Annotated in this window: 13 protein-coding genes; 8 read left to right on the plus strand and 5 right to left on the minus strand. The window is 34.0% G+C overall.

Going from position 1 to position 16,068, the window contains the following annotated elements:
- The 6 genes from B4N66_RS06415 to B4N66_RS06440 form a co-directional block, all read left to right on the plus strand.
- A partial coding sequence (locus B4N66_RS06415; protein ID WP_291093257.1) for a T9SS type B sorting domain-containing protein occupies positions 1–1,482 on the plus strand: 1,482 nt, incomplete at its 5' end.
- A 658-nt stretch (positions 1,483–2,140) separates the two neighbouring features.
- Positions 2,141–2,410, plus strand: coding sequence for a hypothetical protein (locus B4N66_RS06420; protein WP_291093258.1), 270 nt, complete (start codon positions 2,141–2,143; stop codon positions 2,408–2,410).
- Positions 2,410–2,805, plus strand: coding sequence for a hypothetical protein (locus B4N66_RS06425; protein WP_291093260.1), 396 nt, complete (start codon positions 2,410–2,412; stop codon positions 2,803–2,805). Before B4N66_RS06420 ends, B4N66_RS06425 begins: the two co-directional genes overlap by 1 nt.
- A 260-nt stretch (positions 2,806–3,065) precedes the next feature.
- Entirely contained in the window at positions 3,066–3,656 is a 591-nt protein-coding gene (locus B4N66_RS06430; RefSeq protein ID WP_291093262.1) for a hypothetical protein, read from the plus strand.
- A 64-nt stretch (positions 3,657–3,720) separates the two neighbouring features.
- Complete coding sequence (locus B4N66_RS06435; RefSeq protein ID WP_291093263.1) at positions 3,721–5,103, plus strand: serine hydrolase domain-containing protein; 1,383 nt, start codon at positions 3,721–3,723, stop codon at positions 5,101–5,103.
- A gap of 268 nt (positions 5,104–5,371) precedes the next feature.
- Positions 5,372–5,902 carry a hypothetical protein gene (locus tag B4N66_RS06440; protein WP_291093265.1) on the plus strand — a complete coding sequence of 177 codons (531 nt, stop codon included), beginning with the start codon at positions 5,372–5,374 and terminating at the stop codon, positions 5,900–5,902.
- A 326-nt stretch (positions 5,903–6,228) separates the two neighbouring features.
- Here B4N66_RS06440 and B4N66_RS06445 read toward each other — a convergent pair whose 3' ends face one another.
- Together B4N66_RS06445 and B4N66_RS06450 are read right to left on the minus strand one after the other, a co-directional pair.
- Positions 6,229–6,681, minus strand: a complete 453-nt coding sequence (locus B4N66_RS06445) for a DUF2383 domain-containing protein (RefSeq protein WP_291093267.1) — start codon at positions 6,679–6,681, stop codon at positions 6,229–6,231.
- 350 nt (positions 6,682–7,031) lie between these two features.
- On the minus strand, positions 7,032–8,048 hold the full coding sequence (locus tag B4N66_RS06450) for a helix-turn-helix domain-containing protein (protein WP_291093268.1): 1,017 nt from the start codon (positions 8,046–8,048) through the stop codon (positions 7,032–7,034).
- Between the two features lie 499 nt (positions 8,049–8,547).
- On the opposite strand from B4N66_RS06450, the gene B4N66_RS06455 reads away from it, so the two are divergent.
- The gene (locus tag B4N66_RS06455) at positions 8,548–9,441 is read left to right on the plus strand and encodes a tetratricopeptide repeat protein (RefSeq protein WP_291093270.1); all 894 of its coding nucleotides are present in this window, start codon (positions 8,548–8,550) and stop codon (positions 9,439–9,441) included.
- Positions 9,442–9,564: 123 nt separating this feature from the next.
- Here B4N66_RS06455 and B4N66_RS06460 read toward each other — a convergent pair whose 3' ends face one another.
- The 3 genes from B4N66_RS06460 to B4N66_RS06470 form a co-directional block, all read right to left on the minus strand.
- The gene (locus B4N66_RS06460) at positions 9,565–10,611 is read right to left on the minus strand and encodes a phytase (RefSeq protein ID WP_291093271.1); all 1,047 of its coding nucleotides are present in this window, start codon (positions 10,609–10,611) and stop codon (positions 9,565–9,567) included.
- Between the two features lie 2 nt (positions 10,612–10,613).
- The gene (locus B4N66_RS06465; protein ID WP_291093272.1) at positions 10,614–11,600 is read right to left on the minus strand and encodes a metallophosphoesterase; all 987 of its coding nucleotides are present in this window, start codon (positions 11,598–11,600) and stop codon (positions 10,614–10,616) included.
- 71 nt (positions 11,601–11,671) lie between these two features.
- Positions 11,672–14,500, minus strand: coding sequence for a TonB-dependent receptor (locus B4N66_RS06470; protein WP_291093341.1), 2,829 nt, complete (start codon positions 14,498–14,500; stop codon positions 11,672–11,674).
- A gap of 354 nt (positions 14,501–14,854) precedes the next feature.
- Between B4N66_RS06470 and B4N66_RS06475 the strand changes: the two genes are divergently transcribed.
- A complete protein-coding gene (locus B4N66_RS06475; protein ID WP_291093273.1) occupies positions 14,855–16,057 on the plus strand; it encodes an NAD(P)/FAD-dependent oxidoreductase in 1,203 nt (400 codons plus the stop codon).
- Positions 16,058–16,068: the final 11 nt, after the last annotated feature.

A 16,068-nucleotide genomic window follows, 5' to 3' on the forward strand; every position in this document is an offset into this window, starting at 1 on the left:
GGGATTGCTGGAACTTGGAATCCTTCTATCATAAATACTACCACAAGCGGAAATTATGTTTTTACACCGAATGCCAATCAATGTGCTTCGCAAGTCACTTTAATTGTAACGGTTGACCCTATACTTGTTCCAAATTTTGCAACGAATTTGACGTTATGTAGCGGAACAACTCCTCCTACTCTAAATCCAACTTCACCAAATGGAATTGTGGGAACTTGGAGTCCATCCACTATTAATACTGCTGCAAGTGGAAACTATGTTTTTACACCGAATGCAAATCAATGTGCTTCGCCAATAACATTAGCAGTAACGGTCAATAATCCTGTTACACCTGATTTTGCGACATCTTTAACGTTGTGTAGCGGAACAACTGCCCCAACTTTAAATACTACATCGCCGAATGGAATCATTGGAACATGGAATCCATCCACTATCAATACTATTACGAGTGGAAATTATGTGTTTACACCAAATACTACTGAGTGTGCTTTGCCGATTACGTTGACTGTCACTGTAAATACTATTGCAGTTTCCATCACCGGAGTAGATACACTTTGTGTTGGTGAATCTACACAGTGGACATCTTCAATAACCGGAGGAACTTGGTCTATCAGCGACACGAATATTGCCACTATCGACAGCAACGGAAATATAACAGCCATTGGAAGCGGAATAACCACCATCAACTATTTCCTTCAAGGAAGTTGTGATACGACGGTTTCAGAAACAATTGAGGTTACTAATCTGCCTGAGCCAATTCTAACAGACAGTTATGTTTGTGTAGATAATTTGACCGGGGAAATTTTAGCTCCTATTTTGTTGGAAAGCGGACTTTCGAACACCAATTACACCTTTGTTTGGACATTGGATGGAGATGTTCTGCCCACCACACAAAACAATCATTTAGCCACAGCAACAGGTCTTTATACCGTAACAGCCACACACACCATAACAGGTTGTTCGGGTTCTTCCTCTGCAACAGTTTCGGCTTCATCCATAGCCATTGGAAGTGCCACCGTGGGACAAGATTTTGATCAAAACCAAGTGATTACTGTTACTGTAACGGGCGGATCGGGTGATTATGAATATATTTTAAACAACGGACCAATTCAAAGCAGTAATTATTTTACGAATGTTCTTCAAGGAGAAAACGTTATTATTGTTAGGGATAAAAATGGTTGTGGTGAGTTGGTGCTAACCGTCTATTCATTGAATTACCCTTACTTCTTTACGCCGAACGGTGATGGTTTTAATGATACTTGGAACATTAGCGGATTGGAAAACCAGCCTACATCGCTAATTTACATTTTTGATCGTTATGGGAAATTACTAAAAACCCTAAAAGCTTCCGGCGGAAATGGCTGGGATGGCACTTATAATGGTGAAAACATGCCTTCAACCGATTATTGGTTTACATTACTTTACACCAATAATGATGGTTTTGAGAAAGAATTCAAAGCACATTTTAGTTTGAAGCGATAGGCAGTTGTCTGTTATCGCTTTTCTGCTTTTCGTACTGTAATTGCGTACCGAAAGGATTCTTACATACTATAAAAGTATTGTCAAATATACTATCACCTATCATTTGACGTAGGCAGACGTCATTTTTGACGTTGGTAGACGTCATTTTTGACGTAGAGAGACGTCATTTTTGGAATTCGGAACCCCATGCATGGACTTCGGAACCCCATTCGAGGAGTTTGAGACCCCAAAAAACCACTTGCATAACCCCATTCATGGAGCAAAACACCCCATAAAAACAGTAAACAACCCCAAAAAAGGAGTACAAGACGGCAAAAAAGAGGTTCTCCTACCCCGTGCGTGGGGATTTAGACCACATCAAATAAGTATTCTATTACATTAATTTGTTATTGCTATGCAAGGCATTTATTAGAAAGAAATAATATAAGTCATTCAAAAATTGTTAGTGCACAACAGCAGTTAAACAACTAAAATTTACACCCATGTTAGCACAAAAAATTTAACAAATTAAAAGTTCTTTTGATAATTTTTACTATCTTTTGTTATATTTGATAAATCAATAAAGTATGATGATTATCATACAAAGCTATCCAAATATGGATGCAATAGTATGATTTTGTCATACATATAAACAAGTTAGCCCCAATTATTACAAGACATGACAGACAATGAAATTAAAGAAATAGAAGACCGCTGTAAATTGACAACACCTGGACCGTGGACATCAATGATCGAAGGACGTGACATTGAAATCGGGAGCAGTTTTATTATGACTGGCATTTCTGAGGGCGAAGATATTTGGAGCGACAAACGAGGTGAAGACATTTACTTGACTGGTGCAACGACTGCTGACCAAGACTTTATTGCACATGCAAGACAAGACATTCCTAAATTAATCGCTGAAATTAAGAGACTAAAATCAAAGTGATGCACGAACCCTACGAAAAACGATTAGGACATAAAGCAGACTTCAGAGTAAAATACAAATTTAGAAGTCCTGAAGATGGTGGAAGAAAAACTGGAGAACCATATCAGGGAATACGTTGCGACTTTTCATTTGTTGGAGAGACCGAAAATAAAATGTATATGATTTGGCCAGAATTTGAAGACAGGGAAGGAAATGTATTGTTGTGTAATGACAAATCAGTACCCAACCAAGGCACTGCGAGAATGTGGATAATAAACAATGAAATGAGACCTTTACATTATGACAAAATCAAAATTGGTGTAAAAGGAAATTTTAGAGAGGGAGCAATGTTTTCGGCCGACTGTGAAGTGATTGAAGTGTTAGACTTAAAAATTAACCCAACGAAAAATAAATGACTAGGGCTAACACGGGTTTTGCGTTAGTGGGCGAACTGTGCGAATAGAAACATTTGAGCAATTAATAACACTGGTGCTGGCAGACAGTTTACGGTTTCAAAAGCCCACCAACGCAAAGCCCGAAACCGTTAACAAAACTCACCACATACATTCTACTAAAAAATAAACCAAAAAAGTTACTTTAAAAAAGGCAAAAGAGCTGAGACTAACATTTTGTAGTTGGGAGGAGATAGTAAACAATTAAATTATTGAACAATACTATGAAAACGTATTTTCTTTTTATATTTCTTTTTTGGGCGATTGTCACTTTTTCACAACAAAAAATACTCGAAGGGAATTTTAAAAACCTGAAAGGGATTTCAGCATATACTGTAACTTTTGATTATTCAGATTTACAAGTGCATGGCTTTGATTCGGAAGAAGAGTATCTGAAAGAAAAAATGGAAAAAAGAGCCCATAAAGAGGGAGAAGCAGAAAAATTCAAAACGGATTGGTATGCTGATCGTTCTGCTAAATATGAGCCAAAATTTATTGACTACTTCAACAAGCGTTTTGATAAAGGTGAAATTAAGCTAGTCAAAGACGGTAATGCTAAGCACACCTTGAACGTAAAAACCACTTGGATTTATCCCGGTTATAATGTTGTGGCCGGTACCGAACCTGCCAAAATTAGTGCAATCATAACCATCTCAGAAACTGAAAACCCAACACAAATTCTTTTGAAAGTGGAATACACCCGATCAATTGGTTTAGAAGAAGGAATGTTCGATTTTGATCAAGGCTACCGAATTGCCGGAGCTTATGAAAAACTAGCTAAAAATATGGTGATGCAGTTAAAAAGGGTTTTATAATTCCTCAACTGCACAAAGATTACATTTATTTTAGTACATTTAATTCTTGAAAAATATCCTAACTATGAAAAAGCTTGCACTTCTCTTTTTGGTTTCTACGCTATCCTATTCCGGTTTCGCACAAAAAAGTCAAAGTGAACGTTTAGACAGTTTGTTTACCGCTTTGCACGCTAAAAAAGCTTTTAACGGTAATGTTTTAGTAGCTGAAAAAGGCAACATCGTATTTGAAAAAAGTTACGGACTTGCTAACGAAGAAACGGGACAAAAATTAAATCCGCAAACGGTATTTGAATTGGCTTCAGTTTCCAAGCAGTTTACGGCTATGGGCATCGTTTTATTGGCCAAACAAGGGAAATTGAACTATGATGATAAGATGGCAAAGTACATTCCTGAACTGGATTTTTATGGCGACATAACTATTCGTCATTTGCTTCATCATACGGGTGGACTTCCCGATTACATGGAGTTATTTGAAAAACATTGGGACAAAACTAAGTTCGCAGTGAATCAGGATATAGTTAACTTGATGGCAACCCACAAACCTGCTGTGGTTTTTCAACCCAATGAAAAATATGAATACAGCAACACCGGCTATGCATTGTTGGGTCTAATTATTGAAAAAGCATCTAAAAAATCATTCGGAAACTATTTGAAGGATAATATATTTAACCCATTGAAAATGAAAAATACATTGGTGTACAGAAGCCGATATGCTCCGCAAAAAATAGACAATTATGCGTTAGGCTATGTGCCTGACAGTTTGGGGAAAAAAGTTTTAACAGATAGTTTTGGCAAAACCTTTTACACCTATTACCTCGACGGAATTGTGGGTGATGGAATGGTGAATTCTACTTTGGGCGACTTGTTTTTATGGGATAGAGCCTTATATACAGACAAATTAGTTAATGGTAAAGACAAAGCCCTTATTTTTAATTCTATTAAAACTACCAACGGAGAAGAAACCAACTATGGTTTTGGCTGGGCTGTTTCTAAACATGAAAAATATGGCAAAATTGTAAATCATTCCGGAGGTTGGGCTGGTTATATTACTTTTATCGAAAGGCATATCGACCATGACAAAACCATCATTTTATTGCAAAATAATGAATCTGTTTTAACCGTTTTACCGCATAAAGAAGTGCGTAAAATTTTATATAATGAAAAGATAGAAAGCAATGGTCTCAAAGCAGTTACGCTCAAATCGGAAGATTTAGATGCTTATCTGGGCGTTTATGCCAGCGAAGGTTTTCCGCTAAAACTAACCATTTTTAAAAATGATAACGTTTTAATGACGCAAGCCACCGGACAGGGAGCCATTCCGATGAGTGCGTTCGAAAATCATACATTTACCTTTGACCCGGCGAATATTAAGCTTATTTTTAATCCGGAGGAAAAAACAGTGCAGTTAAAACAGGGTAAAATGGAAGTGTTGTTTACACGTGAGTAATTGCAAAAATACTTTACATTTTAATAAAGAAATTCTACAAGTCATTTTTCAAAAATCAATTCTAACTACTTTCAAATCAAAGTAAAAAAGGATATATTTGATTTCGCTAAAAAAGTAAAACTTTCGATTATAGTTCCAAAACGAGGTGTATAACCGAAAGTTTGTAGCGGTTAGCGATAAGTTAGCGGTAAGTCGAAACCAAAATTACGCAAACAAACAATTATAAATGAAAATGATTATGATCTTAAGTTTCTTAAAAAAAATTGAAATGAAAAAAGAAGAGAAAATCAATTTTAATACATTTAGTACAATTTTCCAAAAAAGAGGTGCAATAGCTATTGAGTCAACAATAAAATACGATTCCTGGGAAATAGCACAAGACCCAACACCGCTTATAAAAAATAATACTTTTAAAGTTTATAGAGGTCAAAAACCACTTGATTTAATTGCATATTGTGAATGTACAAATTTTGCAATTTCAGAAAGAGTGAAGTTGTTATTAGAGAAAAATAAAATCTCTGGCTGGTCTTGTTATCCAATTAAAATTGATAAAGTTGAAGAAAATTATTATGGTTTTCACATAACTGGAGTTGGTGGAGAAGTTACAAATAGAGACAAAGATGATTGTGTTCCGATGTTTAAACCTATAAAATGGGATAAAAAAGGCTGGGATGGCTCAGACATTTTTAGATTAAAAGATACTGGTGTAAAAGTTTGTACTGATAAAGTAAAAGATTTATTTGAAAAAGCTAAAATAACCAATATTGTGTTTAATGACTCATATTCTAAATTAAAGTAATGAAACCAAAGTAAACCGAATTAAATAGAAATTTCCGTTTTGAAACGACCTAACCGCTAACAGCCGTTTGGCTAGATTGGGGTTTTAGGCTTAATTTAAAGTTGGTCTTGTGCTTGGAAATTTTGTGCTTAACCGAAATTAAATCTTAATTTAGTCCCCAACCTCGCCAAGCGTCGGGACGTTAGCAAAATCCAAACAAAACCCTCACCAAATACCTAAAATTAAAAAAGAAACCAAAAGGAGACAAAAGACTTCGGATTAACGTTGTGTGGTTGGGAGGATTAAAACCTCACCGCAACAAATTGACACATTACCACATTGACACATTACGTCCACTTTGGCAACTGTTTTAACTGCTTTGTATAGTTGAGATTGCTTTGAATACATTCTTTCTGCAAGCTCAGTAAAGTTTGGGTAGAAGGCCGTAACTCTAATTGTAGAATTGCCTCATATTGCTCAATTAACTCTTCTTCGGCAGAAAATATTTCGTTAATAATTTTTTCATCATCATAGGTAGAAAAAACCCATTTTATGGAAGTCCACGCTCGTTTAACGTAGTCTAGTAAACTTTCGTTTTCATCCAAAATGCCTAAGAATTCAAATTCGCCAATTAGTTCGGTGGCAAATTCTTTACATTCTTGCGATTTTTTTTCAAAATATATTTTCAGGTTCTCATTTGTTGCAAACTTATTTGCATTTTGAAAACCTTCGTGATTTTCGAGTAGTAGATCCAATAGTACATCTAATTGATCATTTAGCGTTTTTTCAATAGCTTTCATACATGGTGTATTTTCGAGAAATACTAATTAGATATACAGCTTCGACTAGTGAAATTTTAATTTTCTAACTCGTCTTAGTCAATATGATTGCCAATCATAACTATTTATTTTAATTAATAATTACCGTTAAATTATTTTGTTTTTTAAGTAAATGTACTTGTTTCCAGCTTTGCTAAATGACTCAAAAAAGTTTAAAAATAACTCAAAAAAAAAGTGGTTTCGCTTTTAACCTAAACCACTTACTACTTTAAATACATGACAACTACATCACAGCAAATGATTTAGAGTATAAAATTTCAGCACATTAGTATTCAAAATTTTACCTAAAATCATAAAAACACTAATGCTATTTAAGCCGAAGAACTTCGTTCATTTAATTGATTTTTATATTGTTTTGGATTGCATCCGTATTTTTCTTTAAAAATTTTGGAAAAATAACTTTTACTGGTCAATCCAACACTGTAAACAATTTCAGAGATGTTTAGTTCTGTTGTTCTAATTAAGTTTTCGGCTACTTCCACACGAGCATTTCTGACATAATCGGCCACTGTTCTGTTGTGCAAAATTTTAAACCCTATTTGCAGTTTATGAGGAGGGAGTCCTGTTTTTTTAGTAAGGAATTTTACGGAATAATCAAGCTCCGGGTTATTTTTTATAAAGAGTGAAATCATTTGAATAGCCTCCATATTTTTCTTGGTCAATGAGGAGGATACGTTTATATCAGCGTCTTCATCACTGGAATGTTGTTCAATTTTTAAAGCCAAAATTAAATAGACGATGCTACTAATCAGCAAATTTCTCGCTAAACCATTTTGTTCAATGGTTTTTAATTCTTGGATTTTCTCGGCTATTTTTAGGTTGTATGAACCTATGTATGCAAATTGATCATTGCAGGGGTGTTTAAAAAACTTATGTTGAATATAATCAAATAAGTCAGCATCGTTTACGTGAGAAGTATCAAACGTAATGATAGAAACTTTGATCTCTTTCTCCTTTTTGAAATAGAAATATGATTTTTTGTCGAGTCGGTTTGAAAAGATACCCGTTTGAAACTGCGACATTTTGTTTTTCTTTTTGTTTTCTATAAAACTTTGAAATAGTTCTCCTTTTAGGCAATAGGCAAAATGTAAAAAATGTTGCCCATTCATTTCATAAAGAATCGTAGTATTCAACTTAAAAGTCAAATTAAATTCAATATAGGTAATGGTATTTTCAACCGCAACACCACAAATTGTTCCTACAGCCAAATCATTGTTTAATTTTAAAACATACTCACGGGACTTTATGATAAGAGTACCTCCCAATTGTGCATGCAATTCATTAAAAACTGCAGCAGTAGTGTTTGATATGATAGTAATCGTCTTCATTTTGTTGTCTTAAATACTAATTACAAATAGTTGTTAGACAAAAACTTTGTTTCTATTTGCACTAAAAAGTCACAGGCTTTTGAATGGTTTACAGCTATTTTAAATAAAGGTTTTCAAAGAATTTACACATTCTTTTTAATAAAAATTAAAACGTTTTTTCGTTAATTTTTATATATAAAACCATTATTTTAATACTTTTTAATCAGTATATTAAATTATTTAACTTTTATAAATACAAAGTTCTGCAGAAAGTGATAAAGATGAATTACAAGATTTTTAAAGAAATTTATATAATTTTGAGTTAGATAACGTAGTTGACAATTTCCAATTCATACATTCCATTATTATTTCTGTGTATCAAAAAAGGTGTCATAAACTATACTGGTAAAACAGTATATTTGTATGAAGCTGCATACATTTTGAATTGTAAATCAATTAACCCGGAAAACAAGAGCTGTTGATTTCTTTTCTGTTTCATCAAACAATTAATAAATAAACAATGCGTAAAAAGGTAAGTGTATTTATAGTCATGGTTTTCACACAACTAATGGTTGGTCAGAACCATCACACGGACTTTAAAAAATATTTTCAAGAGAACGACACACTCAATTTAGTGAGGGTTTTACAAGAATGGGAAAATTTTAATCCGAATGATGCTGAACTGTATACTAGTTATTTTAATTATCATGTTAAAATTGCCAAACAAGAAACTATTCGCTTAACTTCAGAACAGCCAAATGGAAACGCATTAGAATTAAAAGACAGTTTAAACCAAACAGCCGGCTATCTTGGTAGTGACATCTACTATTCTGAAAGCGATTTAAACAAAGGATTTACTAAGATTGACGAAGGTATAAAACGTTTTCCGGATCGTTTAGATATGCGGTTTGGCAAAATCTATGTATTGGGACTGGTGTCCAATTGGGATGAATTTACTACCGAGATTATTAAAACTATCAAACATTCGGCTACAAACAAAAATGAGTGGACTTGGACGAATAATGAAAAACACAACAATGGTAAAGAATTTTTTCTTTCTTCTTTACAGAACTACCAAGTACAGCTTTATAATACCGGTGATGACAAACTGCTCGTCAACATGAGAGACATAGCTAATGAAATTTTGAACTATTATCCGGAAAACATTGAAAGTCTTTCAAACCTTTCAATAACTTATCTACTTGTTGGAGAGTACGACAAAGGCATAGAACCGCTGTTGAAAGCAGAAAAAATTAATCCAAAAGATTTTATAATTTTAAATAATATCGCTCATGGTTATAAACTTAAAGGTGATCTAAAAAAAGCAATAAAATATTATGAAAAAACTATAGAGTTTGGAGATGAACAAGCCAAGAAATCTGCTAAACAACAAATTGATATGCTCAAAAATTAAAGAAGTATAAAAAATAACTTGTGCTAACAATCTATTCGTTTGCATCACCAAAATAGACTATTCTTATCTTTTAAAAAGTTGGGAGGATTAATAAATTAGCATCCATCCTCCCAACCAAAAAATTTATTTTTTCTGCAAATCAATCAACTTTTGAATTTCATTCCAGTCATACAAATGAAAAGTCATTCCGTTGCTCATGGCTACAAATAGTCCATTTGGAAATTTGTTGCCTAAATTGATATTTGTTGCATCGGCTCCGTCGCATTCAATCGTGGAAGTTGGAATTTCTGCCAACATTTTATGGTCGTTCGGGTTGCCGTTTGTTCCCTCTCTCGCATACACAATAAAAGTATTGGCTTGCTGATTAGAAACTAAAATGTATCCTGTTGTAGCTGTTTTTTTGTAAATGGCAATTCCTTCGTGATCAGATTTAAAATCCTTTTGACCAAAAATGGCTAATTCGGTGTTGTCATTTTTAGCAGGATCAGCATAATATTTTCGAACACCAAACTGCTCATCGGAACAATAAACGTATCCTAATTCGTTATCAACAGCAATAGCTTCAATTTCTTTTTTACCGCTGAAATTACCAAACTTTCTAACTACTGTGGCACTAACACTTCCATCACCGGAATCAGTTAATTGATATTGCCAAAGATAGGTTCCTGATGGACCAAATTTTCTTCCCACTATAGCAAAAATAACTCCGTCTGATGGTCTCGTATAAAGCGAAATTCCCATTGGATCACGTTCTGTTTCGCCTACAAAAACTTCAATTCCACCGTTGTCAATTGCGGTTAAATCGGGTAAAGAAAAGATCCTGATTTTATTGCTTTCTCTTTCGGTTGTCACAGCAATATCCACTTTCTTTCCGTTGATTAATAAACCATAAGCAACATCAACATTATTTGGTCGTTTTAAAACTTCTGATTTTTTGATGATTTTCCCATCCAAATCATACATATATAAACCACCATCGGTATCTTTATCTGTTCCGATGATAAGACTTTTGGTTGGGTCTGTAGGACGTATCCAAATAGCAGGATCGTCTGTATCGTGTGGCAAAGGCTGGGTTACAACAGTAGGTCGCAAAGCATCTTCTCTAACCGGGGCTAATTTATCACCACAAGCGATTAAAAACAGTAATGATAGGAAGGCTAATTTTTTCATTTCTATTTAGTTAATTCAGTTGTGTAAACTACTTTTCCAAAAGCATTGACGAGTTGCACCAACATCTTGGTTTCAGTAACAGAAAAAGTCATAAATCCAGGTTCGGAAATGGCAAACAAGGTTCCTTCACGATTTCCGGTTGGACGAACTTCGCAACCTGCTCCTGATAAAAATTGTGTAGTATATCTGTTTTTTGGTTTTATCACTTGCAAATCATGTTCGTGACCACACAAATAAGCATCTACTTTGTATTGATCAAAAAGCGAAGCAAACTTATCTTCCATGTTTTTGGTATCGATGCTGTTCTTTCTTTTTCCTCCGGAATACATTGGATGATGACCGATGACTATTTTCCATTTAATACTTTTATCATTTGTATTTAACGTTTCAATGAGCCATTTTTTTTGTGCGATGGTATCTTGCGTTTTTACATTTTCTTCCATCTGTTCGCCTTTGGAATGATAACTGTCAATAAACGGATTAGTATCGATAAAAACCATCAATAATTTATTTCCGCCTTTCAATTCAATCGTTTTTTTGTAATACAAATTAGGCAATTGCCAACGACGACTAATTTTTGAATAATCCAATTGGGCTTGAATATTGCCGTTATAATCGTGATTTCCTAACGTGATAAACCAATCTTTGTGCAATTGATGACTGGAATAAATATCCTCAAAAGAAGCTTTCCATTGCAAATCTTGCGTGCTTTGAACTCCGTTTGGGTAAAAATTATCGCCAACAGAAATCACAAAATCCGAATCAATTGTAGCTGCTGCTTTTGTCATTTGTTTGGCGACTTCCTTTTGATAATAATCGCCATGTCGCCCAAAATCGCCAATTACTAAAAAATTCTCGCTTTTGTCCAATAATTTTAATTCGGGAATAAATCCGCCTTTGTATCCCGATTTTTCCTCTTCTAAATACTTTTGAGCTTCTGCAAAATGAAAGACTAAAAGCAGAATAAAAATAATGTTATTTTTTTTCATTTTTTCTAAAATTAAAAAAATGTTGACAGGATTTTCACCCTGTCAAACATTTTTAAACAAGTAATATAAACTTACAAATCAAATTTTAAACCAAGATTGTAACGGGCCTGATAATACTCCATTTGCATGGTTCTTGATGAAATTCCTTGGTAATAACGTAACGGTTGATTGGTTAAATTATTGGCTTCGGCAAAAATTCTCAATCGCGGTGTAATTTTATAGGATGCATTGGCATCTAAAAACATTTGTTTGTCGTAGTATCTGTCGTCAAAAGCTTCGCCTCCTAATTCGTCTAAATAATCAGATGCATAATTTAATGAAATACGAGCTGAGAATTTATTGTTTTCCCATGACAATGAACTATTAAACATGTGTGGAGCAGTTCCCGGCAAACTAACGTTTGTTCTTGCTTCCCCATCAGAATTGGTGATACCTTTTGCCTCTGACTCAGTGAATGTATAGTTTAAATAAACACCTAAACCTTTGAAAAATTTACCAGGTAAAAAATCCAATTGACGTTGAAAAGCAACCTCAAATCCATAAACACTAACTTCATCTCCGTTGCGTTGTTGTGTTAACGACCAGTTACCCGGATTTTCTGTTGGTATTGGGTTTTCTTGACCAGGAAAGTCAGCTGCAAATTTACCATTAGTATATTGATTATCACGATAGGTGTAAATAAAATCATTTAAATTTTTATAAAAAACACCCCCTGATAATAAACCTACTGATTTATAATATTTTTCAACCATTAAGTCAAAGTTATAGGCATACGTTGCTTTTAAATTTGGATTTCCTGCATCAATAGCAGAATCATCATCGGGAATTACGCTAATAAATGGTGATAAAGCAAAATAATCCGGACGAGCAATGGAGGTTGTAAAAGCAGCTCTATATACCCAATCTTTATTACCATTATATTTAAAAGCTATACTTGGTAAAACATTTGTATACGAGTTCGTATTGTTGATTTCACCAACTAAATCCTCTTCATCTAAAATATAATTGGCAGTGTAATCGATGTACGTATTTTCTACACGTAACCCGGCAATCATTGATAATCGATCATTAAAATCCTGATCCCAACGAATATATCCTGCATAAATATTTTCCTTCGCCTTATAATTTAATGCTAAGTATTCTGATGGAACGGCTTCACTTTCAAACAAATCGGTATTATTCAGATCTAAACCTCCCAGAAAAGAATTACTTACAAATGTTCCGGGCACATATTGAGAACCGGCTTGCCAATCTTCTCCACCATAAAAAGAATTTGGAATGGTATTCAAATTGCCAAATTCAGTAATCGGACTATATTCAAACCAAATATTATTTCGATCTTTATTTTTAATTCTTAAACGTGCTCCAAAACGTAATCTTCCTTTTTGATCTTGAATTACTGAAAAAGGTATTCTAAAGTTTAATTTTGCACCTAATTCACTTTCTTCCGTATAATCTTGATTTTGTGTTAATTCTCTAAATTCAAAATCCTCCGCTACATTATCTCCAACAGCTGTGATTAATGGGAATTCTGTGTCATTTAAATTCATATTCATATCTAACCCTCGGTTTTGATATTCAATATAACGTTCATTAGGTCTATCTTCACTTGCTTGAGCGTAGTTAACAGACCAATCCATCGCTAATTTAGAAGTCAATAAATGATCTCCACCAATAGAGTAGTTTTGCACTGTTTGTCTTTCTAAACGTCGGTTTTTGTTTTTACTATCATCAATACCACCTTTAGTTTGTCTTCTCACATCGCCTTCAAAACCAATAATATCATCGTTAGCATCATAAATAGGGTCAATGCCACGGTAACGTGCACGGTAACGATTTTCTAAGTCATCTCTAAAATTATAAATAGCATTAATATAAATACTATTATTTTCATTGAACTTATAGTCAGTTGCTAATGCAAATGAGTTTCTAATACGTCGTACATCATATTTTCTAACATCATATTCTTCAATATAAACTTGATCTTTTTCTCCTCTAACCCAAACTGCTTCCACGTTATCGGAACCAAAATCGTTGTTATTATAGGAGGCACTGAAAACCACCCCTAATTTGTTTTGAAAAAAACGGTTTCCATAGACAAAACCAGCGGTGTAATTGCCTTTTTCACGAATCGGACCATACCCACCCGCTAATGTACCGGAAATACGTTCTCCGTTTGGCGTAGCACGTGTAATTAAATTTACAGAACCTCCAATCGCATCAGCATCCATATCTGAAGTTAGCGTTTTATTGACTTCAATTGTTGAAATCATATCAGCCGGAATTAAATCCATTTGAACATTACGGTTATCTCCTTCAGCAGACGGAATTCTATCGCCATTTAGAGTCACCGAATTTAAACTTGGTGCTAAACCGCGAACGATTATATTTCTTGCTTCACCTTGGTCATTTTGCATCGTGATTCCAGGCACACGCTTTAACGCATCACCAATATTTGCATCAGGAAAACGACCCACTTGATCGGAAGAGATTACATTCGTAATATTTTGATTGCTTTTTTGTTTATTAATTGCTTTAGCTTGACCACGCAAACGATCTCCTAAAACAACAACCTCAGAAAGTTCTTCTGAGCCTGGAATTAAAACAAAATTAATTAAAACGTTTTTACCGGCTACTACATTTACCTCTTGTGATTGCTTTTGATATCCTATGTAAGTAACCTCAATTTGATAGGTTCCAGCCGGAACATTCAAAAATTCATAATCTCCATTTTGATTGGAAATGGTATATTTATTTCCAACATTCAATTTAATCGTGGCTCCCGGAAGCGAAAAGTTTCCCTCTGTTTCAGTTACTTTTCCCGAAATGATACCAGTTTCCTGAGCATTTGTTACCCAATTTGAAACAAAAATTAGTACAAATAAAAATAATTTTTTCATCATAGTTGTTGTGTTAATTATATTTTGCAATACTACTCCATGTGAAAATATTCAATGTTATTCAAAAATTATCATAAACTCGATTGAGGTTAATTTTCGATTTCGTTTATTACTAAAATGTTAATCGACAACAGATTATTTAGACTTTTTTTGAATCTAATTTTGAATATAATTAAACATTAATTAAAGTTTATGACAGAATAAATTAACATTAAAAATAGGTAAAGCAGGCTACGGTTTTTAAATCAAGTAAAGTTTACAGTCTTATTGTTATATTTGTAAGACACTTTTATCTACTAGTAGTAGAAAAGGGTTTATATATATAAAAGAGCAGTATCTAAATAAAAAATCACCATGCGTATACGAACATTTGAATCATTCTGGTTAGTAAAAAATGGAATTTTATACAGTTATCCTTCCTTACAAGAAGATCTTGAAACCGAGATTTTGGTGATTGGTGGCGGAATTACAGGAGCTTTGATAAGTCATGCTTTGATGGAAGCCGGACACCAAGTAATGTTAATAGACAAAAGAGACATTGCCATGGGAAGCAGCAGTGCCACCACAAGTATGTTGCAATACGAAGTGGATGTTCCGTTGTATGAATTAGTCGAAATGATTGGCGAAGAAGGTGCTGTGAAATGCTATAAAGCGGGTGTGGAAGCAATTCTCAATTTACAAGCTTTGGTAAAAAAAAACAAAGTCAAGTGCGGATTTAAAATGCAAAAAAGTTTGTATGTGGCTCACAACAAAAAAGCAGCAGTTTGGCTGAAAAAAGAATTTGACATTCGGAATAAATATAATCTTAGTGTAAAATGGTTGGATGCCAAAACGATTGAAAAAAAATACGGACTCATCACACACGGCGGAATTTTATCAGATGTGGCAGCAAGTGTTGACGCGTATCAATTGGCTCATGAACTCATTCAATTGAATGTGAAAAGAGGAATGAAAGTATATGATCAAACCGAAATTGAGAAAATTGACACAACCGACTTTCGCCCCAAAGTGATTCTAAAAAATGAGCATGTGATTGAAGCAAAAAAAATCATTTGTTGCACCGGTTTCGAAAGCACCCAATTACTTAAAGAAAAAATAGCCGATTTGTTTTATACGTATGCAACGGTTAGTGAACAAGGTATTTCATTAAACAAAAATGTTCAAAACACTTTGATTTGGACAACTGACGATCCGTATCTTTATATGAGAAGCACCGATGATGGTCGTTTTTTAATTGGTGGCGAAGATTCTAACTTTAATTTTCAGTTCTTTCAACAAAAAATTAAAGAGCGAAAAGCAGATAAATTAAAAGCAAAACTCTTGGAGTTAATGCCTGAAGTAGAATTTACTGAAGATTTCAGTTGGGCAGGAACGTTTGGCAGTACAAAAGATGGTCTTCCGTATATCGGGAAAAGTCCGGAATATGAGAACACCCATTTTGTGTTGGGTTTTGGTGGAAACGGCATCACTTTTTCGGTGCAAGGAATGGAAATGATTGTTGATTTCTTGAATGGAAAAGAACATGCGTTGGCGGAATATTATCGTTTTGGAAGATAAACAAAATGATG

It is taken from the genome of Flavobacterium sp. UBA2787, assembly GCA_002352205.1.
Lineage (GTDB): Bacteria > Bacteroidota > Bacteroidia > Flavobacteriales > Flavobacteriaceae > Flavobacterium.